This window comes from Clostridium sp. (assembly GCF_021443865.1).
GTDB lineage: Bacteria > Bacillota > Clostridia > Clostridiales > Clostridiaceae > Clostridium.
Map to the genome: position 1 here is coordinate 1 of NZ_JABUTB010000049.1, position 22,619 is coordinate 22,619.

The window sequence follows — 22,619 nt, forward strand, 5'->3', positions numbered from 1 at the left end:
GCGAAGGGTTACTATGGTGGAAAGAGCAGATTATTTAAAACTGCTAATGAATCAGTAATAAGAGCTTTAAGAAATGCATATGTTGGAAGAAGATTAAAGAAGAGAGATTTTAGAAGACTTTGGATAGCTAGAATAAATGCAGCTACAAGAATGAATGGTCTTTCATATTCAAAATTCATAAATGGAATCAAATTAGCTGGTATAGATATGAACAGAAAAATGTTATCTGAAATAGCTATAAATGATCCAAAGGCATTTGCAGATTTAGTAGAAGTAGCAAAAAGCCAATTAAATAAGTAACATACTGCGACCTTTAGGTCGCATTTTTTGTAGATTTATATAAATAATATACAGAAAAATAGTGTATAATAGGTTATATAAAATTAAGTGTATCTGAGAGGTGAAGATATGCAGAATACTTTTAAAAATAGAATGAAATTAAATGGTGTTCAAATTCTATCATTAGGCTTTATAGCTTTAATTATTATAGGTGCTGTTATATTATCATTACCTATATCATCAAAAAGTGGTGAATCAACTAATTTCTTAGATGCAATATTTACATCAACATCTGCAGTATGTGTTACTGGTTTAATAACACTGAATACCAGCACTCATTGGAGCACTTTTGGGCAAACTGTTATAATCACTCTTATTGAAATTGGTGGATTAGGATTTATGTCTTTTGCAGTATTGATTTCATTAATTTTAGGAAAAAAAATAACCTTAAGAGAAAGATTAATAATGCAAGAAGCTATGAATACATATTCTATTCAAGGTTTAGTTAAAATGGTAAAATATGTTTTGATTTTCACTGTGTCTGTACAGCTTTTTGGAGCTCTATTACTATCTACTCAATTTGTTCCTGAGTATGGAATTTCAACAGGATTATTTTATAGTATATTTCATTCAATATCTGCATTTTGTAATGCAGGATTTGATCTATTTGGAACAAGCCTTGTGACTTACTCAAGCAATAGTGTAGTAATTTTAGTGATTAGTGCATTAATTATTATAGGTGGTTTAGGATTCACAGTAATACTAGAATTGTATGACTTTAAAGGAATAAAAAAATTATCTATTCATTCTAAGCTTGTTATTATAATAACTTTAGTATTAATTTTTGGTGGTTCTATATTAATGCTACTTTTTGAATTTAATAATGTTGAAAGCATTGGTAATATGAGCATAGTTGATAAATTATTAAATTCATTTTTTGCATCAGTAACTACTAGAACAGCTGGATTTAATAGTGTTGATACAAGTGGAATGACTTTAGCAAGTAAAATATTAACTATTATATTAATGCTTATAGGTGGCTCTCCTGGATCTACTGCTGGGGGTTTAAAAACAGTAACCTGTGGAATATTGGTGCTTACGATAATTTCAGTAATTAAAGGAAGAGAAGACACAGAAGTATTTGGTAGAAGGTTTACAAAGGAAATAGTTTATAAGGCATTTACTATTGTTTTTATTGGAATATCTTTAGTAATTGGTGTAACTATGATATTATCCTATACAGAAACTGGAGCAAATTTTGTTGACTTACTTTATGAAGCATCATCAGCTCTTGGGACAGTTGGTTTGACACTTGGTTTTACTCCAAGTTTAACTCCAATAGGAAAAATACTTATAATGGTTATGATGTATTTAGGAAGAGTTGGTCCCCTTACTGTAATGTTAGCACTAACAAGAAAAGGCAAAAGGTCAGGCTATAAATATCCAGAAGGAAAAATATTAATTGGTTAGGGAGATGAATATGGTGTCAAATAAACAATTTATAATAATAGGACTTGGTAGGTTCGGTTCATCTATTGCAAAAACTTTATACTCTTTAGGCAATGATGTATTAGCTATAGATAAAGATGAAGATGTAGTTCAAGATATTGCAGACAGCGTAACTCATGCAGTTCAATTAGATGCAACTGATGAAAATGCATTAAAATCCTTAGGAATAAGAAATTTTGATGTAGCAGTTGTTACGATAGGAGATAATATTCAATCTAGTATAATGGTTACACTATTAGTTAAAGAGCTTGGTGTAAAATACATTATTGCTAAAGGAAAGAGTGAACTTCATGCAAAAGTACTTTATAAAATAGGTGCTGATAGAGTTATCCTTCCAGAAAAGGATATGGGAATCAGAGTAGCTCATAATTTAGTTTCTACTAATATATTAGATTACATAGAGCTTTCAGAAGATTACAGTATTATGGAAATTCAAGCCTTAGGTGAATGGTCAGGAAAAACACTAAATGAATTGAAACTTAGAAGAAAGTATGGCATAAATGTTATAGCTATAAAAAGAGGGGATGAAGTTAATTTATCTCCAGCAGCTGATGATATAATTAAAGAAAATGACATAATAGTAGCTATAGGCTCAGCTGAAGACTTAAATAAATTAGAAGGCATGATAGTTAAAGCAAAGTAATGAGGTGCTTATTTTGATATATATAGAAAGTAAGGATAATAACTTATTTAAAAACATTAAAAAGCTTAAAGAGAGAAGATTTAGAGATAAGGAAGGTTTATTTATTCTTGAAGGCTTTCGTTTAATAGAAGAAGCTATAAAGGCAAAAATGGAAATAGAGAATATTATTATATCAAAGGATTATGAGCAAAAATTTCAAGAGTTTTTATTAAATAATATGGATTTAAGTAAAAAAACTTATTTTTTAGCTAATAATTTATTTATGCAGGTTGCATCTACAGAAAATCCCCAAGGAATAATTGCTGTGGTTAAGAAAAAGAATAACCAAAAGACTTTAAAGGGGGATTTTTATCTAATTTGTGATAAGGTTCAAGATCCAGGGAACTTAGGAACTATAATTAGAACGGCACATGCAGCAGGAGTAAATGGAATAATATTAACAAAGGGAACTGTAGATGTATATAATGATAAAACCATTAGATCTACTATGGGATCGATTTTTTATATTCCTATTTTTTATGATGATGAGAATTATAGCATTATAAGAGAATTAAAAGAGGATGGATTTAGTTTAGTTGCTACATCACTAGCGGAGTCAAAAAATTTCTTTGAAGAAAATCTTAAAGGAAAAACTATATTGGCAGTTGGAAATGAAGGCAATGGAATAAGTAATGAACTCTTTGAATTAGCAGATAAAAAAGTTAAAATACCTATGCCTGGTGGGGCAGAATCATTAAATGTATCTATTGCTACATCAATAATCTTATTTGAAAAGGTAAGACAAAATTTGATTTAGTAATAAATAGAAAGTTACTATTGAAATTAATTAAATTTATTTGTATAATGAATTGTAAATTAAATATGTAAAGACTGTGAATGAGAAAGTAAATATAAAGGACTTTTCAGGGAGAGATAGCCTTAGACTGAAAGCTATTTTATAGAAATTTATATTGAAGTTCCCTCAGGAGTCCTAGAAGTGAAATAATAGTAGTTTCTAGCGGTTATTCCGTTATTTAAATTAAGTTGGGTTAAGTTTTCTTAACCAATTAGGGTGGTAACGCGACACTTCGTCCCTTTCATGGGGACGGAGTTTTTTTGTTATTTAGAAAAGTTTATTTTCTAATTTATATCATAAGGGAGGAAAAAACATGCAAGAAAAGTTAATGTCTATTAAAGAAAGTGCATTTAATGAATTAACAAATGCAGATAGTAGCTCAAAATTAGAAGAAATAAGAGTAAAGTATTTAGGTAAAAAAGGAGAACTAACTACTATACTAAGAAGTATGGGAGGATTATCTAAAGAAGAAAGACCAGTAGTTGGAAAGCTTGTTAATGAAGTTAAAAAGGAAGTAGAAGATAAAATAGAAGAAAAGCTTAATACAATTAAGGAAAAAGAAAAAAATGATAAGCTAGCTTCTGAAGTTATAGATATATCTATGCCAGGAAAGAAAAATATCATAGGTAAGAGACATCCTCTTGATTTAACTTTAGAAAGTATGAAGGATATATTTATATCTATGGGCTTTACAGTAGAGGAAGGTCCAGAAGTAGAATTAGATTATTATAATTTCGAAGCTTTAAATATACCTAAGAATCATCCTGCAAGAAGTGAACAAGATACGTTTTATATAAATGATAATTTAGTATTAAGAACACAAACATCACCAGTTCAAATAAGAGTTATGGAAAATCAAGCACCTCCTATAAAGATGATAGGACCTGGTAAGGTTTATAGATCAGATGCAGTTGATGCAACTCATTCACCTATATTCTATCAAATGGAAGGCTTAGTAATAGATAAGGGAGTAACTTTTGCAGATCTTAAAGGTACTCTAGAACTTTTTGCTAAGAAAATGTTTGGAGATAAGGTTAAGACTAAGTTTAGACCTCATCATTTCCCATTTACAGAACCTTCAGCAGAAATGGATGCAACTTGCTTCGTTTGTGAAGGTAAGGGGTGTAGAGTTTGTAAGGGAAGCGGCTGGATAGAATTATTAGGATGTGGAATGGTTCACCCACAAGTTCTTAGAAACTGTGGTATAGATCCTGAAGTATATAGTGGTTTTGCCTTCGGATTTGGTGTAGATAGAATGGTTATGCTTAAGTATGGCATTGATGACATCAGATTATTATATGAAAGTGATATGAGATTCTTAAATCAATTTTAATTAACAGGAGGTAAAAGATATGAAAGTACCATTTAATTGGCTTAAAGATTATGTTGATGTAAATATAGATGCGAAAGAACTTGGTGATAGATTAACTTTATCAGGTTCAGCTTTAGAAGAGGTAATTACTCAAGGTGATGTAATTAAAAATATTGTTACAGGAAAAATAACAGAAATAACACAACACCCTGATGCAGATAAATTAAAAGTTTGCCAAGTTGATATTGGAAAAGAAACAATACAAATTGTTACAGCAGCAACTAATATGAAGGAACAAGATATAGTTCCTGTTGCACTTCATAAATCAATTTTAGCAGATGGAAGTGAAATTAAAAAAGGTAAACTTAGAGGTATAGCATCTAATGGTATGTTTTGTTCTGAAGAGGAACTTGGTATAGCTGGAGATGAGCCAGTACATGGGCTTATGATATTACCTGCTGATGCTCCTCTTGGAATGGATATAAAGGAATATTTAAATCTAAACAAATCAATATTAGATTTTGATATTACTTCAAACAGACCAGATTGCTTAAGTATGGTTGGTATGGCAAGAGAAACTGCAGCTACGCTAGGAACATCTTATAAAATGCCAAATTTAAATTATGAAGTAAAAAGTAGTGAAAATATAAATGACAAAATTACTGTGGATGTAAGAGATTCACTATGCAGAAGATATATGGCTAGAGGAGTTAAAAATGTTAAGATTATGCCTTCACCAGGTTGGATGCAAGAAAGATTACTAGAAGCAGGGGTTAGACCTATAAATAATATAGTTGATATTACTAACTTTGTTATGTTAGAAATTGGTGAACCTATGCATGCTTTTGATGCAAGAGAAATTAAAAGCGGTAAAATAGTTGTAGAAAGAGCAAAAGATGATGAGGTCTTTGTTACTTTAGATGAAATTGAAAGAAAGTTAGATTCATCATTCTTATGTATAAAGGACAATGAAACTTCTATAGGATTAGCTGGTATAATGGGTGGATTAAATTCAGAAATCCAAGAAGATACTACAGAAGTTATATTTGAAGCTGCAAACTTTGATGGAACTAATATTAGAGTGAATTCTAAGAAGTTAAACCTAAGAAGTGAAAGTTCAGCTAGATTTGAAAAAGATATAGATCCAAATCTTACAGAATTAGCTATAAACAGGGCTTGTGCACTAGTATGTGAGCTTGGTTGTGGTGAAGTTATGGAAGGAACTATAGATATATATAACTCTAAAAAAGAAGAGGGGAATATTACTGTAGATTATAAATGGATAAATAAATTCTTAGGAACAGATATTTCTGTAGAAGATATGAAAAAATATCTTGATTCATTAGAATTAAAAACTGAAATAAATGGAGATAATTTAGAAATAAGAATACCTACTTTTAGAATCGATATAGCTATAAAAGAAGACATAGCTGAAGAAGTTGCAAGAATTTATGGATATGATAAAATTCCTACAACAATATACAGTGCTTCAACTGGTAGAGAGCCTAAGTATAAAGGTGAATTATTAAGAGACTTAATGGTTAAAACAATGGTATCTAGTGGATTAAATCAATCTATAAGTTATTCATTCGTTTCACCTAAGGTATTTGATAAAATTAATTTACCAATGGATAGTGAATTAAGAAAAGTAATAAAAATCAAGAATCCATTAGGGGAAGATTATTCTGTAATGAGAACTACTACTATACATTCTATGATGGAGTGTTTAGGAAGAAATTACTCAAGAAGTAATGACTATGCAAGATTATTTGAAATAGGTAAAATTTATATTCCTAAAGAGGATGAAACAGAGCTTCCAATTGAAAAAAATATCTTAACTATAGGTATGTATGGAAATTGTGACTATTTAGACTTAAAGGGAATAATAGAAAATGCTTTAGATACTCTTGGTTTAAGCAAAGTGATGTTTACTAGAGAAAGCAATAACCCAAGTTATCATCCAGGTAAGACAGCAGCTTTAATGATAGGAAATACTAAAGTAGGTGTATTAGGAGAAGTACATCCAGACCTTTCAGATAACTATGGTGTAGATGTAAATTGCTATTTAGCAGAGCTTAATTTAGATTTATTATTTGAATATGCTAAAATAGATAAAAAATATAAAGCTTTACCTAAGTTCCCAGCAGTAACTAGAGATATTGCATTACTTGTAAATGATGAAGTTTTAGTTCAAGAAATTGAAGAAACTATCAGAAAAGCTGGAGGTAATTTAGTAGAAAAGGTAGAATTATTCGATATCTACAAAGGAGCTCAAATACCAGAAGGTAAGAAGAGTATAGCATATGCAATAGCTTATAGAGATGAAAGAAAAACATTAACTGATAATGATGTTAACAAAGTTCATGATAAGATTTTAAGAAGTCTTGAATATAAGCTTGGAGCTACATTAAGATAAAAAATTAAATTTAAAAAATTAAATGGTGCTGTCGCAAATTAGAAAATAAATAATGAAAATATAATATTTATTAATATTATATTGTACATTTTAAATTTTAGATATTTGCGATGGCTCTATTATTTTAATTACAAATGTTAAAGGAGATTATATGAAATACATAATTGATTTACTAAAAGGAATTGTCATAGGTGTCTCTAATATTATTCCAGGAGTTAGTGGTGGAACTATGGCAGTTGTTATGGGAATATACGATAAAATAATACATTCCGTTAATAATTTTTTTGAAGATATAAAGAGGAATATTTTATTTTTAGGAACATTAGCTATTGGAGCTGTTATTGGAATTTTATTATTTACTAATGTAATTGATTATTTAATTAAAAATTATAATGAACAAACTAATTTTTTCTTTATAGGATTAATAGTTGGAACAGTACCTTTATTATATAATAGAGCTACTGAAATAAAAATAAAAGGTGGGAATCTAACAGGTTTAGTTTTAGGCTTTGGGATAGTAGCAGCTTTAGGAATATTAGAAAAGCTTAACCCAGAGGCTGCATTTTTAAGTGCAGTTTTTAAACCTAATGTAATTGGATTTTTCGTAGCAGGATTTATAGCGGCTGCAACAATGATATTACCAGGAATAAGTGGATCTTTTGTGCTTTTATTAATTGGCTTATATGAACCTATTATAGAATCAATTAAAAGCTTCAATTTAATTAATATTGGATTAGTTGGTGCTGGGGTTCTAGTTGGATTTTTATTAATGACAAGGTTAATAGAAAAAATATTTAGTAAGTATCCTCAAACAGCTTATTGTATTATATTAGGATTAGTTTTAGGTTCTGTATTTGTTATATATCCAGGTTTCACCTTTGGGATAATGGGTATAGTATCTATATTAATGCTTATCTTAGGCTTTTTATTAGCTTACTTTATAGGTAAAAATGAAATTTAAATAGTAAAGAGGCTTTATTTATATAAAAGCTATTATTTGAAATAAATTAGGAATTATTATATTAACATATAAGTAGATAAATACTATATTAGAATGATATTAATCAAATAATATAGTTTTTATCTTTTTTTTATTAGTTTTATAATTGGATTATATTTTCTTATACATACTATAGTATATTTATGATAAAATTAAAGTAACTAATTATTATGTTAATGAGGTGTGTTATGAGTACAGTTACTATAAATATAAATGGAATGGATTATAATTTAAAAGGAAGAGAAAGTGAAGAATATTTAGCAGAAATAGCTAAGTATGTAGATGGAAAAGTTAAGGATATTATGGCAAGCAATAGAAAGTTAAGTACTACTGCAGGTGCAACCTTAGTTGCTTTAAATATAGCAGATGAATTATTTAAGGCTGATGGAGAAGTAGAAGTATTAATGAAAAAAAATACTTCATTAGAAGAGAGAAATACTACTCTTAAGGAGCGTCTTAAAGAACTAAGGGACGAGGCTGAAAATGTTGAAGTGTTAAAGAAAGTTATAGAAGATATAAAAAGTGAAAATATAGTTCTTAAGGAAGAAACTGAAAATTATCAAAAGAAGCTAGAAGAAGCTATAAATAGTGCTTTATTAAAAGAATCCGAAGATGAATATAAAGAAAAATTTGCGAAATTAAGTGAAGAATATAAAATAATGGAAGAGGACTATAAAAAAATTAAATCTCAAAGGGAGAATCTTAAGAGGATAAATAAAGATACTAAATTCCAATTACAAAATTTAAAATATAAAGTATTGGATTTAGAAAAGAAATTAATGGATTCTCAAGTTGAACTTGCTATAGAAAAAAAGAAAGGTAATTTACTTTTAAAGTAATTTATAGAAATGAAATTGTAATATAAACTTATTGTATATTTACTACAGTTATCTAATTATACCATAGAAAAAACTATAAGATTATGTTATAAATTATAATAAAGATTTTAGATTACTATACTAAAGTTTAGGAGAAGTATTTATGAAAAAAGTTGAAATTTTAGCTCCAGCTGGGAGCATGGAAAGTCTTATTGCAGCTATGAATAAGGGAGCAGATGCTATATATTTAGGGGGTAATAAGTTTTCAGCAAGGGCATATGCCTCTAATTTTGATAATGACAATATGATAAAAGCAGTAGATTATGCACATAGCTATGGGGCTAAAGTTTATGTAACATTAAATACTATTTTAAAAGAACATGAAATTGAAGAAGCAGTAAGATACGTTGGATTTTTATATGAAATAGGAGTAGATGCTCTAATTATACAAGACTTAGGATTGTTTAAAAGAATAAAGGAAGATTATCCTGATTTTGAAATTCATGCATCAACGCAAATGACAATACATAATGGTGAGGGTGCTTTGTTCTTCAAGGAAAAGGGATTTCATAGAATCGTATTATCTAGGGAGTTATCCTTAGATGAAATTAAATATATCTCTACAGATTTAGGTATAGAAACTGAGATATTCGTACATGGAGCCTTATGTGTATCTTATTCAGGACAATGTCTTATGAGTTCTATGATCGGTGGAAGAAGTGGAAATAGAGGAAGATGCGCTCAGCCTTGTAGAATGGAATATACTTTAAAAGGTGAAAATTCAGGCGAAAGGAAGGCCTATTTATTAAGCCCTAAAGATACATGTACCATTGAAAGTATTGGAGATATAATAAATTCAGGAACTTATTCCTTAAAGATTGAAGGCAGAATGAAAAGACCTGAATATGTAGCAGGCGTAGTTGATAATTATAAAAAGGCAGTGGAAAAGGAGTTATATAAGACTGAATATAATGTTTCTAAAGGAAAGAGAGAATTACTACAATTATTTAATAGAGGGGGATTCTCAACTGCCTATCTACATAAAAACTTAGGTAAAGATATGATGAGCTATAATAGTCCTAGAAATACTGGATTGCCTTTAGGTAGAATAGAAAAAAATGGTGAAATACTATTAAAAGAGAATATTAATATAGGTGATGGCTTCAGATTTAGAGAAACTGGATATAATATTAATAAGATTATAAAAAATGGGAAAGAAGTTAAAGAAGCAAGTAGAGGAGATAGGGTTAAGATATTTCCTACTGCATACAAAGTCGGTGATGAAATATTTAAATCTTCAGATAAGATGCTTTTTGACTCCTTAGAAGACTCACTAATTCCATTCAATAGAAAGATTAATATAAAATCACAAGTTATCTTTAAAGTATCTGAACCTATAAAGTTAATTATTAATTATGAAGGTAAAGAGTATATATTTTTAGGTGAGAAAGTAGAAAAAGCAGAAAAGAAACCTTTAAGTAAGGAAAGAATTATTGAATCCTTAACTAAATCTTCTGAAAGTGCTTTTAAAATTGAAGAAGTTGATTTTGTTGATTTTGAAGATGGATTTTTAAAGGTAAGTGATTTAAATAGTTTGAGAAGAGATGCTTTAGAGGGCCTTCAAAAGTCTATAACTAAATCTTTTAGAAGAAGAAGACCAGAGAAAAACATTAAAGTTAATGAAGAAATTAATAAATCTGTAGATTTAGATATATTATATCAATGTGTAACTAAAGAACAATTAAAGGCTCTTTTAGAAGAAGGAATTAGTGATATTGCTATCGATGTCTTTAATAGAGATAAGGATGCATTGAAGATTACTGATATAAAGAATATAGCAAATACTCATGGATTAAACATATATTTAAAAGTGCCTAATATAATAAAGAGTGAATTTAATAATGTTATTAACCTGATTGAAAAAGTTAAGTATGATATAAAAGGAATAGTTACAGTTAATGTTGGTATTATAAGAAAATATCAAAATGAACTTAATATTATAGGTGATTATAAGCTTAATATAATAAATTCAGAAGCTTTAAAGTTTTATCAAAAAGAGTTAGCTATTCCAACACTTAGTCTTGAATTAAATAGAAAAGAAATAAAGACTTTATTAAAAAATAACACTGGAAATGTTCAAGGAATTATTTATGGTAAAACAGAACTTATGATAAGTGAATATTGCTCTATTGGAAGTACTTTCGGAGAAAAGTCTGCTTGCAAAGAATGTAATATAGCTTGTTCTAGGGATAAGTTTACTTTAGTTGATAGAATGAAGGAAAAATTTAGAGTAATGACAGATATATTCTGTAGAAGTTATATATTAAATCCTAAACCAATAAATCTTATAGATGAGAAAGAAGATTTAAGTAGTCTTGGAATTAACTCTTTTAGAGTTGAATTTAGAGATGAAAATTACGAAGAAGTTAAAAAGATTTTAAGAATGATTAAGGGTGAAGAGTTAATAAATTCTAAAGAATATACTAAAGGTCATTATAGAAGAGGAATAGAATAGATATATGAGTTTATTAATAAGTATTATTTTTATTATTGCTGCTATGGTAGTAAATTTTATGTTTATATTATCTACAAGAAAATATAAATGTTATAAACCAGTAAAAGAGCTAGGGCATAAGGCTAAAATAGAATGTATCACTTTATTAAATGGATTTTGGAAAAAGGAAATTCTTATAGTAGCTATAGGAATTACTTTATGCTTTTTATCAATTTTCATTGATGTTAATAATAAGATTATATTAGGAACATTCATCAGTTTAAGTGTTTTATATAGTTTTATTTCCCTTATATCAGGAATTTATAACTATAAAAGCTTTAATAAAGGTATTAGTAATTTACTTAATAAAATTAGTAAATAACGAGAAGGAGAGAATATGCAAGAAAGAACTCTTAAAGTATTAGAATTTAATAAAATTAAAGATAGATTAAAAGAATATGCTATAACTACTAGCAGTAAAGAGATAATTGACAAATTAGAACCTTACGATACAGTTTATGAAGTAAAAAGAAAGTTAGAGGAAACAGATGAAGCACTAGATCTTTTAATTACAAAAGGAAATCCTCCTTTTGAAGGCTTACATGATGTAAGAGAAGGTGTTGAAAGAGCGAAAAAAGGTGGTATATTATCACCGGGACAATTATTAAAAATAGGTAGCATGCTTAAATGCTCAAGAAGATTTAAGGATTATATATCTAGAAGAGATGATGAAACTCCACATCTAATATTAGAAGATCTTGCTTATATTCTAACACCTGTAAAGCCATTAGAAGATATTATTGAGTTATCAATAATATCAGAAGAGGAAATTAGTGATAAAGCAAGTGGTACTTTAAGTTCAATTAGAAGAAACTTAAAGGAAAAGAATTCATCAGTAAGAGATAAAATTAATTCCATAGTAAGATCAAATGCTAAGTACTTACAGGATTCTCTATATACAATGAGAGGAGATAGATATGTACTGCCTGTAAAAGCAGAATATAAAAGTGCAGTTCCAGGGCTTGTACATGATCAAAGTTCTACTGGAGCTACTCTTTTTATAGAGCCTATGAGTCTTGTTAATTTAAACAATGAAATAAAAGAGCTTAAGCTTAAAGAAAAGGCAGAAATAGAAAGAATATTAATGGACTTATCTAATAGAGTTTTTGATGTAATAGAGACTGTTGAAAGTAATTTTAATATACTTACAGAATTAGATTTTATTTTTGCAAAAGGTAAATATGGTTCAAGTTTAAATGCAATACGTCCTGATGTAAATGAGGATAAAAGCTTTGATATAATTCAAGGAAGGCATCCCCTTATTGACCCTAAATTTGTAGTACCATCGGATATATATTTAGGTAAAGAATTTAGTACTTTAATGATAACAGGGCCAAATACAGGTGGTAAAACTGTTACCTTAAAAACCGTAGGGTTATTACATTTGATGGCATTAAGTGGTTTATTAATTCCAGCTAGAGATAATTCTAGTATAAGCTTTTTTAAAAGCATATTTGCAGATATAGGAGATGAACAAAGTATAGAACAATCACTATCAACATTCTCTTCTCATATGACAAATATAGTTAAGATAATGGAAAGTGCTGATGATAACTCTTTAGCATTATTTGATGAAATAGGTTCTGGTACTGACCCAACAGAAGGAGCTGCTCTTGCAATTGCTATATTGGAAACCTTAAGGGAGCAAGGAGCGAGAATTATTGCAACCACTCACTATAGTGAGTTAAAGGGCTATGCCTTAAGAACTTCAGGTATAGAAAATGCTTCTGTGGAATTTGATGTGGAAACATTAAAACCTACTTATAGACTATTAATAGGTGTTCCAGGGAAATCTAATGCCTTTGAAATATCAAAGAGATTAGGATTAAGGGAAGATGTAATATCTAAAGCAAGAGAAAATATATCTTCAGAAAATCTACAATTTGAAGATTTAATTAGGGATTTACAAGAAAAAAGCATTATAGCTAATAGAGATGCAAGAGAAGCAAAAAAAATAAAAAATGAAGCAGATGAACTTAAAAAGAAATATGATGAAAAACTTAAAAGATTAGATGAAATAAGAGATAAGGCTTATAGTGAAGCAAGACATGAGGCGAAAAATATAATTTCAAAAGCTAAGGATGAAGCAGATGAAATATTAAAGGCCATGAGAGAATTAGAAAAGTTAGGAATAGCTCAAGGTGGAAGAGCAAGACTTGAAGAAGAAAGAAAGAAACTTAAAGATAGTTTAGAAAATAAAGAAGCTTCATTAATAAAGGAAAGAGAAAATAATGGTGAAGCTATAGATAAGGTTACATTAGGCATGGATGCTTATTTACCATCACTAAATCAAAATGTAATTATTATTTCAATGCCTGATTCTAGGGGTGATGTTCAAGTAGAAGCAGGAATAATGAAGATAAACGTTAAGCTTAAGGATTTAAGAAAAGTAAAAAATACAAATACTAAAAAAGAAAAAAAGAAAAGAGAATTAAATTTAAATTTAAAATCTGTAGATAGTAGAGTAGATTTAAGAGGAATGGATTCAGAAGAAGCATGCTATAAAGTAGATAAGTATTTAGATGAAGCTTATATGTCTAATTTAGGAGAAGTGACAATTGTTCATGGTAAGGGAACGGGAGTCTTAAGAAAAGCGATTAATGACATGCTTAAAAGACATCCTCATGTAAAAAGCTATAGACTTGGTGAATACGGTGAAGGTGGAGATGGTGTTACTATAGTAATACTGAAATAATTAAAAATAAATTAAAATAAGAAGACTCGTTTTTTCGGGTCTCTTTTTATGGTATAATAATGTAAGAAAAGAGGTGTCAATATGTATCTTATTAGTAGTTGCTTATGTGGCGTGAATTGCAAATATAGTGGTAGTAATAATCTAAATGAAAGTTGCTTAAAGCTTTTAGAAGAAGGAAAAGCTATTTTAGTTTGCCCTGAGCAGTTAGGAGGACTTTCAACACCTAGAACACCTGCTGAGATTAATGGTACAGCAAAGGGAGTAATTTATGGGAAGGATAAGGTTATTACTAAGGATAATATAGATGTAACTGAAGCCTTTATTAAGGGGGCAAGGGAGACTTTACATATAGCAAAGTTAAGCAATATTAAAACTGCAATATTAAAGGAAGGTAGCCCATCTTGTGGTGTGAACTATATTTATGATGGGAGTTTTACTGGAAAAAAAGTGTGTGGAAAAGGGGTAACTGCTACGGTTTTAGAAGAAAATGGAATAGATGTTATAAGTGAACTTGACTTTGGAGGTAAGAAAAATGGGGATTTTTAATTTTTTAAGAAAAGTAAAACAAAATGATAATTATGATGATGTGAAAGATAATGATAATGTAATAGATGAAAATAATGAAGAGAATTATAAAGAAATAAAATTGGATTTAAATGATTTAGAAAAAGAAGCGGAAGATAACTTTGAAGAAAAAGAAGAAAAAATTGAAGAAGAAGTTAAGCTTACTCAAGAAGAAATTGATGAGCTTATATCTACTGAAATATTGAGAATAATAGATTTATATGATGATTTTGATGAAGTAAAGAGTTCAGCTTATGAATCTGCTATGAAAATTGGAAAAGAGAATATAAAAGAAATTGCAAAATTTTTAAATGGTAAGATGCATAGGCCTACTAGATATATAAATAAGTATATTGATGACCAAGAATGGGCAGTAGCTGTTGAAAATTCAATATTAATGATAATATATAATTTTAAGGAAGATGCAGTTCCTGTCTTAGAAAGACTATCTCAAAAAAATACTAAGCTAAACTTAAAAACTACAAATTTACTATGTAAATTAGCAAGCGAAGGTGTTAAAACTGATGAGATAGTAAGTTGGATAATGAATAATTTAATGGCTTTTAATGATGAAAATAAAATTACCACTTTAGGATTTATGTCTCAAATAAAAGGTAATAATCAAGTTATTGGATTGATACAACATTTCTATAAAAATTTTGTTAAAAATGGTGAGATAGAATATGCTTATAGAACATTAAATCATCTAATAAATGCTGCAGAAAAATTCACTCAAGGTCATTTAAAATTCTTAAAAGCTATTGCTATGAATAAATCTACAATTAACCTTGAGGAGATAATGATGTTAGAAGAAAATGATCCAAAGGTTATTAATTTAAATAAAATAGATGATAAATTAAGCATAGATGCTGCAATAACATATTTTGCATTAGATAATAATGACGATGATATAAATAGCAAATTATACTATTTAAGTGAATATTCTTTAGATAAGAACTTAAGAGAAAATCTTAAAGTACTTCTAAAAGGAGAATAGACATCTAATTAGAAGTATATTAATGGAGGTTTAATTTTGAAACAAAAAGCGAGAAAAACTAAGAAGAGGTCAAGGTTTAACTTTATAAGTATAGTCATATTTTTAGTTGTTCTATGGGCCTTTATTTATATACCAATAAAATTTCAATATTTTTCATTAATGAGAAGAGAAGTAAAAGCTAGTGAAAGATTTAATGAAAGCTTAGGGTATATAAATGATTTTAAAAATTTAAAAATTAGTTACTCAAACTTATATGGCAATGAGGAAACTTTAGATGTAATTAATGAATTAATTAAAAATATTGAAAGTAAATTATCAAATGAATTTGATGAAGAGGTGGAAAAACAAATTTTAGAACTAAAATCTAAGATTAATGATTTAAGTGCCATAAATGAAAGAGAGCTAGAAGAATATTTCAATAAAATTAATGATACAAATTTCAATAATTTTATTGATAGTGAAAAAGAAGAAGTAAATGAATATTTAAATAATTTTAGTGATTTATTTAAAGAAAAAAAATATACTTTAGCCAAGGAAAGTTTAGATGAATTAAGCAAATATATTGCTGAAACTAATAAAAAAGCTAATGCTAGAAGAATAAATGAAACTTATGAAGAAAAATCTAATGAAGATGCAAGTTTAAGAGAGCCTAAATATATAAATGGAATATTAGTAGTTACAAAAGAATATGGTCTTCCAGACACATTTCTTCCAGGAGAAGGTTCTGAGGCAAGAGCTGCCTTTGAAGAAATGAAAAAGGACGCTCAAGAAGAGGGCATATACTTAAATGCTTTTTCTACCTATAGAAGCTATTGGTCTCAAAATAGACTTTATAATAATTATGTAGCCAATTATGGACAAGATCCTACAGATACATTTTCAGCAAAGCCTGGCTTTAGCGAACATCAAACTGGCCTGGCTTTTGATATAGGCGGAGTAGATAGATCAGTTTGGGCAGAGGAAGACTTTAAATATACTGAAGAAGCAGAATGGCTTAAGAAAAATTGCACAAAGTATGGATTTATTTTAAGATATCCTGAGGGTAAGGAATGGATTACAGGATATATGCATGAATCTTGGCACTTTAGATATATTGGTGTTGAGCATAGCAAAAATTTTGAAAATAATGATTTAACATTAGAAGAGTATTTAGGACTATAAAAGAAGCCAGGATAAATGTAAACTTAATAATGAAAAATATAAAATGGAGGAATAAATTCCTTCAGGAGTTTATAAAAGCTAATTTTTAGTTCTATAGTTTAAGTTTTTAATTAGAGTTTATTTAGAAATTCCCCCTAATGTTAGGATAAATATTTCTAACGTTAGGGGGATTTTTTTATTTTTTTACTATTTTAATATTTTCTATAGTTGAATCTTCTGTACCTTGAACGTATAAATTAGCTCTTTTTAAATCATGAACATAATCTACAACTTCTTTTGTGATTATTTCTCCAGGGCAAAGCACAGGTATGCCAGGAGGATAAGCTAATAAAAATTCTCCAGATATTTCTCCTATACTTTCATCTATAGGAATAGAAACTTTTTCACTATAAAAGGCTTCTCTTGGTTCTAATATTTTTTTAGGAATATTAGGAATATCTAAGAAGTCTTGAATAGGTTCTCTTTTGCCATAATACTCTTCAGATATAGATTTTAAAGCTGATATTAATTTATCCATTCCATCTCTAGTATCACCGAAGGAGCCCACAGCTAAAACGTTATAGAAGTCTGATAATTCCATTTGTATATGATATTTATCAGCAAGGATCATATCTAGTTCAAATCCTGTTATTCCAAGTTCTCTTGATGAAATTGTAAGTTTTGTAGGGTCAAAGGCATATGAGCCAGACTTTCCAAGTACTTCTTCTCCAAAGCAATAAAATCCTGGGATTTTATTTATTTCATTTCTTGTATATTTGCATAAATCAATAGCTTTATCAAGTAATTCTTTTCCTTCTAAAGCGATTTGTCTTCTAGCACAATCTAAAGAAGCCATTAATATATATGATGGTGAAGTTGTATGTAGTAAATTTAATATTTGTTGAACTCTTTTAGGATTTACATATTTACTTTTGACATGCAATAAAGATCCTTGAGTTAATGAACCAATTATTTTATGAGTGCTTTGAGCGCAAATATCTGCTCCTGCTTCAAGTGCAGACATTGGTAGTTTTTCTGAAAATGCTAAGTGAGGTCCATGAGCTTCATCAACTATTAAAGGTATATTATAACTATGAACTATATCAGCAATTTTCTTTATATCTGTAGCTACACCATAGTAGGTAGGATTAATAATTAATACTGCCTTGGCATCGGGATTTTCTTCTAAGGTTTTTGCAACAGTTTCTGGAGTTACACCGTGAGCTATTCCTAATTTTTTATCTATTTCTGGTTCCATAAATATAGGTGATGCACCACTAAGGATTATTCCAGAAGTAACTGACTTATGTACATTTCTTGGAACTATAATTTTTTCACCATCATTTACAACTGATAATATCATAGCTTGGATTGCACCAGATGTTCCATGGATTGAGAAAAATGTAGCATCTGATCCGTAAGCATCAGCAGCTAATTCTTGAGCTTTTTTTATAGGACCAGTAGGATGGTGTAAGCTATCTACTAATTTAAATACAGTAACATCTATTTTAAATGGGTTATCTCCAATAAAATTTCTAAATTCATTATCAACTCCTACTCCTTTTTTGTGTCCTGGGACATGAAAGGGTAGAGTTTCTCTATTTACATATTCCATTAAAGCATTAAATAGTGGAGTTTCATTTTGATTCATATTATACACAAAAGCACCCTCTTTCTTAAGAATAGTATTAATTTTATTCATATAATTCTATACAAACATAATTATTATATTTTAATAATTATAACTATGCAATATAAACCTTTCAATTATTAAATAAATAGTAAATTAGCAAATTTTGAATAAAAATAATGAAAAATGATAAGAATATCTGAAGAAAAGTTAAATAATAGGAGGAGTTATTTGTGAATAGCCTAAATTTAAATAAAAGAGATGAGAGTATCCCTAACAATGCAAAAAAGTTAAGAAGAGAAGGTAAGGTTCCAGGAATTTTATATGGGAAAAAAATAAATGAATTTTTGTTTGAAGTTGGAGAATTGGAATTATGTAGGGAAATATCAAAAAATGGAGAACATGGAGTTATAAGCTTTGGTTTAAATGGAGAAGATTATCAAGCATTAATAAAAGATGTTCAAAGAGATCCTGTAACACATAAAATAATTCATTTGGATTTAGAAGAACTAGATGAAAACAAAAAAATAACCTCTAATGTGCCTATATATTATGAAGGTGAAGGATATTTAAACAAGAAAGGTATGGTACTTCAAAAGGAAAAAGATTCTGTTAAAATTGAGTGTACTGCAAATAATTTACCAAAGTATATCAAAATAAATATTAATGATAGCAATAATGGATATGTATATAGAGCAGGAGATTTGGAAGTTGCATCAGAGCTATCTATAATTGATGATTTAAATACTGTTATTGCATCAGTTACATACGAAAGAAAAACCGTAAGTGACGATATGGAATTAGCACAAGAATAGTGCGAAAAAAGTAGAAAAATGTATTAAAATGCAAGGATTTGCAAGATTTGCACTCTTTGCATTTTTTTATTCCATATTCTATATATTTAGTGTATAATATTAGCTGATCAGTACATTTTGGAGGTATAATATGTTGTATAAAGAGAAATATAATGATTGGTTATCATCAACTGTTGTAGATGATGTTATGAAAAATGAATTAAGAAGTATTAAAGATGAAAAAGAAATTGAAGATAGATTTTATAAGGATCTTGACTTTGGTACAGGCGGACTTAGAGGTGTAATTGGAGCTGGTAGCAATAGAATGAATATCTATACAGTATCGAAAGCTACTCAAGGCTTTGCAAATTATTTAAATGGAAGATTTGAAAATCCATCAGTTGCAATAGCTTATGATTCAAGAAATATGTCAAAGGAATTTGCAAAAGCTGCTGCTTTAACTTTATGTGCAAATAATGTTAAAGTGTATTTATATGAAGGCTTAAGACCAACACCTATGCTTTCTTTTGCAGTTAGAGAGTTAAACTGTACTGGAGGTATAGTAGTTACAGCTTCACATAATCCTAAAGAATATAATGGATATAAGGTTTATGATGAGTTTGGTGGTCAAGTAACTGATGAAAAAGCTAATATTATAATCAATGAAGTTAATAAAATTGAAAATTTTGATATGATAAAAGGTATTTCTGAAGAAGAAGCTATAGAGAAAAATCTATTAGTATATATTGGTGAAGATGTAGATAAATTATACGTAGATAGAGTGAAAGCTTTAACAATTAGAAAAGAATTAGTAAAAGAAAAAGCAAGAGATTTAAAAGTTATATATACTCCTATACATGGTTCAGGAAATATGCCAGTTAGAAGAGTGTTAAAGGAGCTTGGATATACAGGTGTATCAGTTGTTAAGGAACAAGAAATGCCAGATGGTAATTTTCCAACTGCTTCATATCCAAATCCAGAAGAACCAGCTGTATTTAAATTAGCTTTAGATATGGCAAAGGAAGAAAATCCAGATGTTATTTTTGCCACTGACCCTGATTGCGATAGAATTGGAGTAGTTGTTAAGGATAGTGAAGGAGAATATAGAGTATTAACTGGAAATCAAACAGGACTATTATTAACTCAATATATTTTAGATTCTTTAAAAGAAGAAAATAAATTACCTGAAAATGGAGTAGTTATAAAGACTATAGTAACTACAGATGGTGTTAAAAAAATTGCTGAATCATATAATGTTGAATTAATGGAAGTTTTAACAGGCTTTAAATATATTGGAGAAAAAATGCAAGGCTTCGAAGAAAATAAAGATAAAACATATTTATTTGGTTTTGAAGAAAGCTATGGATATTTAGCAGGAGACTTTGTAAGAGATAAGGATGCTGTTATTGCTTCAATGTTAATAGCAGAAATGACTTTATTCTATAAAGAAGAAGGAAAGAGTCTTTATGATGCTTTAATTGAACTTTATGAAAAGTATGGATTCTTTAAAGAAACTTTAGTTTCATTTGAATTAAAGGGTAAAGAAGGCGCTGAAAAAATAGCTAAGTGCATAGATTCTTTAAGAAACGAAGAACTTAAAGAAGTAAATGGAGTTAAGGTTAATGTAAAGTATGACTACAAACTTAGCACTGAAGAAAATTTATTAACTGGAGATAAGAAGGAAATAAATCTTCCTAAATCAAATGTTCTTAAATTTGTTTTAGAAAATGGATCATGGTTTGTAGTAAGACCTTCAGGTACTGAACCAAAAATGAAAGCTTATGTAGCAGTTCAAGGAAATGATTCAAAGGACGCTGATAATCAGCTTGAAAGCTTTAAATCAGAAGTTATAAAGTTAGTTAATGAAAAGTTAAATTAGTATAAAATAAGATGTTCATTTGTTATTATATTAGAATATAACAAATGGACATCTACTTTTTTATTTAATATGAATTTGTTATTTGAAACCTAATAAAATATATAGTATTATTTATAGTAAACCAAATAAAAGGAGGAATATGTTTGGATTATAATTCAACTTTTAAAGAAAAATTAGGTAAATTATTATTTTTAGAAATAGACAAGGATGGTTTTAAAGGGAATGTTGGTATTCCTGAATATGTATCTTTTTCAAATAAGGAATTATATTTACCTATATCCTCAGAATATATAACTACAAATATTAAAAATGAAATTAAAATAAAGAACTTACCAATATTTTATTTTATTGAAGGCATGTTTTTAGCTATAGGAGCAGATGAAAATTTAAAGTTTAATGAAGATTATGAGGTGATTTTATCATATATAAAGGATACTGATAATTGTATAAGAAGCGTTATATCTAATAAAATAAAAGAAGATAAGCTTATTGATGGATATTTATTGCTAAAAGGATATTATAGATATTCTAAAGATATAGATATTATGAAAAAGCTTCTACTAGTTGGTGAGAGTATTAGAGAAAAGGATAGTGGTTTTAAAGATATATTACTTGCCGATATTGATTACTGTGAGAAAAACTTACTAAAGATTCCTGAAGCATTTTTATACAAGGCATTAATATTAAAAGACGACGGGGATTTTAAAGCTGCTAAAGTAGCAATTAATGAATATATTAATATGAATGGCAAGGTTACAGAAGATATTAAATATTTAGTGGATGATATAAATAATATATCAAATTATGAATTAGCAATAGAATATCTAAAAGATGACCCAACCAAAACAATAAAAATGCTATTAGATTTACTTAATAATTTTGATAGTAACCCACTAATATATTATTATTTAGGTGTTGCATATAGAAAATTAGAAAATTATGAAAAAGCAATATATTACTTAAATGAAAGTATAGCTAGGGAAAGTGGAATTTATGAAGTGGTAGTTGAACTAGGAATAAACTATGCGTGTATAAATGATTATGAAAATGCTATTAAATACTTTAAAAAAGCCTTTGAAGTTACTAAGGAAGTTGAAGTATGCACTAATATAGTTATGTGTTATATGAATTTAAATAATTATGAAGAAGCAAAGCTTCATTTAGATATTGCAAAGAAATTAAATCCAGAAGATGAAATAGTTAAAGATTTGGAAAAGATATTAAATAAATAATAACTACAAATTAGTTAATAAGATATTTAAAGCTTATAAGTTTAATAAGGGAGCTGGAAAATCAGCTCCTTTATTAATTTTTTATATTTACTAAGGATAAGATTTTTATAAGAACATTAATTAATAATAACTTTAGTAAAGCAAATAAATATGATATTATATTTATGGATAATTTTACGTATTAATTATTAAGGAGATAATATGAAAGATAACAATTTTATTGATATATTAGGATATAAAATATTTAAGAATACTATTGAAGACGCTGTTAATTACATAGAAGATAAAAATAAACTTCATATAGCAATATATTCTTTTATAG

Annotated in this window: 18 protein-coding genes and 1 other annotated feature; of the genes, 17 read left to right on the forward strand and 1 reads right to left on the reverse strand. The window is 28.2% G+C overall.

Features of this window, described 5'->3' with window-relative positions:
* The 14 genes from rplT to HUJ77_RS09825 form a co-directional block, all read left to right on the forward strand.
* On the forward strand, window positions 1-300 hold a 300-nt coding region (gene rplT / locus HUJ77_RS09760; RefSeq protein WP_291708396.1), incomplete at its 5' end, for a 50S ribosomal protein L20.
* Window positions 301-408: 108 nt separating this feature from the next.
* The gene (locus HUJ77_RS09765) at window positions 409-1,749 is read left to right on the forward strand and encodes a TrkH family potassium uptake protein (RefSeq protein WP_291708397.1); all 1,341 of its coding nucleotides are present in this window, start codon (window positions 409-411) and stop codon (window positions 1,747-1,749) included.
* A 13-nt stretch (window positions 1,750-1,762) separates the two neighbouring features.
* On the forward strand, window positions 1,763-2,431 hold the full coding sequence (locus HUJ77_RS09770) for a TrkA family potassium uptake protein (protein WP_291708412.1): 669 nt from the start codon (window positions 1,763-1,765) through the stop codon (window positions 2,429-2,431).
* 13 nt (window positions 2,432-2,444) lie between these two features.
* Entirely contained in the window at window positions 2,445-3,227 is a 783-nt protein-coding gene (locus HUJ77_RS09775; protein ID WP_291708398.1) for an RNA methyltransferase, read from the forward strand.
* 67 nt (window positions 3,228-3,294) lie between these two features.
* Window positions 3,295-3,509, forward strand: a binding site (T-box leader).
* A gap of 70 nt (window positions 3,510-3,579) precedes the next feature.
* A complete protein-coding gene (pheS, locus tag HUJ77_RS09780) occupies window positions 3,580-4,599 on the forward strand; it encodes a phenylalanine--tRNA ligase subunit alpha (protein ID WP_291708399.1) in 1,020 nt (339 codons plus the stop codon).
* Window positions 4,600-4,618: 19 nt separating this feature from the next.
* Complete coding sequence (gene pheT, locus HUJ77_RS09785; protein WP_291708400.1) at window positions 4,619-6,994, forward strand: phenylalanine--tRNA ligase subunit beta; 2,376 nt, start codon at window positions 4,619-4,621, stop codon at window positions 6,992-6,994.
* A gap of 151 nt (window positions 6,995-7,145) precedes the next feature.
* Entirely contained in the window at window positions 7,146-7,955 is an 810-nt protein-coding gene (locus tag HUJ77_RS09790) for a DUF368 domain-containing protein (RefSeq protein WP_291708401.1), read from the forward strand.
* A gap of 227 nt (window positions 7,956-8,182) precedes the next feature.
* Window positions 8,183-8,833, forward strand: a complete 651-nt coding sequence (gene zapA, locus HUJ77_RS09795) for a cell division protein ZapA (RefSeq protein ID WP_291708402.1) — start codon at window positions 8,183-8,185, stop codon at window positions 8,831-8,833.
* A 142-nt stretch (window positions 8,834-8,975) separates the two neighbouring features.
* On the forward strand, window positions 8,976-11,327 hold the full coding sequence (locus tag HUJ77_RS09800; RefSeq protein WP_291708403.1) for a U32 family peptidase: 2,352 nt from the start codon (window positions 8,976-8,978) through the stop codon (window positions 11,325-11,327).
* A 4-nt stretch (window positions 11,328-11,331) separates the two neighbouring features.
* Complete coding sequence (locus HUJ77_RS09805; RefSeq protein ID WP_291708404.1) at window positions 11,332-11,688, forward strand: hypothetical protein; 357 nt, start codon at window positions 11,332-11,334, stop codon at window positions 11,686-11,688.
* Between the two features lie 15 nt (window positions 11,689-11,703).
* Window positions 11,704-14,061 carry an endonuclease MutS2 gene (locus HUJ77_RS09810; RefSeq protein ID WP_291708405.1) on the forward strand — a complete coding sequence of 786 codons (2,358 nt, stop codon included), beginning with the start codon at window positions 11,704-11,706 and terminating at the stop codon, window positions 14,059-14,061.
* A gap of 81 nt (window positions 14,062-14,142) precedes the next feature.
* Window positions 14,143-14,607 carry a DUF523 domain-containing protein gene (locus HUJ77_RS09815; RefSeq protein ID WP_366033194.1) on the forward strand — a complete coding sequence of 155 codons (465 nt, stop codon included), beginning with the start codon at window positions 14,143-14,145 and terminating at the stop codon, window positions 14,605-14,607.
* Window positions 14,594-15,622, forward strand: coding sequence for a hypothetical protein (locus tag HUJ77_RS09820; protein WP_291708406.1), 1,029 nt, complete (start codon window positions 14,594-14,596; stop codon window positions 15,620-15,622). The genes HUJ77_RS09815 and HUJ77_RS09820 overlap by 14 nt, the downstream gene beginning before the upstream one ends.
* A 36-nt stretch (window positions 15,623-15,658) precedes the next feature.
* On the forward strand, window positions 15,659-16,783 hold the full coding sequence (locus HUJ77_RS09825; RefSeq protein WP_291708407.1) for a D-alanyl-D-alanine carboxypeptidase family protein: 1,125 nt from the start codon (window positions 15,659-15,661) through the stop codon (window positions 16,781-16,783).
* A 175-nt stretch (window positions 16,784-16,958) separates the two neighbouring features.
* Here the strand turns inward: HUJ77_RS09825 and HUJ77_RS09830 are convergent, their stop codons facing one another.
* Window positions 16,959-18,422 (reverse strand): aminotransferase class I/II-fold pyridoxal phosphate-dependent enzyme, encoded by a 1,464-nt coding sequence (locus HUJ77_RS09830; RefSeq protein WP_291708408.1) that lies wholly within the window; start codon window positions 18,420-18,422, stop codon window positions 16,959-16,961.
* A gap of 203 nt (window positions 18,423-18,625) precedes the next feature.
* On the opposite strand from HUJ77_RS09830, the gene HUJ77_RS09835 reads away from it, so the two are divergent.
* The 3 genes from HUJ77_RS09835 (at window position 18,626) to HUJ77_RS09845 (ending at window position 22,297) form a co-directional block, all read left to right on the forward strand.
* The gene (locus HUJ77_RS09835; protein WP_291708409.1) at window positions 18,626-19,207 is read left to right on the forward strand and encodes a 50S ribosomal protein L25; all 582 of its coding nucleotides are present in this window, start codon (window positions 18,626-18,628) and stop codon (window positions 19,205-19,207) included.
* A gap of 130 nt (window positions 19,208-19,337) precedes the next feature.
* The gene (locus HUJ77_RS09840; protein WP_291708410.1) at window positions 19,338-21,065 is read left to right on the forward strand and encodes a phospho-sugar mutase; all 1,728 of its coding nucleotides are present in this window, start codon (window positions 19,338-19,340) and stop codon (window positions 21,063-21,065) included.
* Window positions 21,066-21,208: 143 nt separating this feature from the next.
* The gene (locus HUJ77_RS09845; RefSeq protein WP_291708411.1) at window positions 21,209-22,297 is read left to right on the forward strand and encodes a tetratricopeptide repeat protein; all 1,089 of its coding nucleotides are present in this window, start codon (window positions 21,209-21,211) and stop codon (window positions 22,295-22,297) included.
* Window positions 22,298-22,619 lie beyond the last annotated feature (322 nt).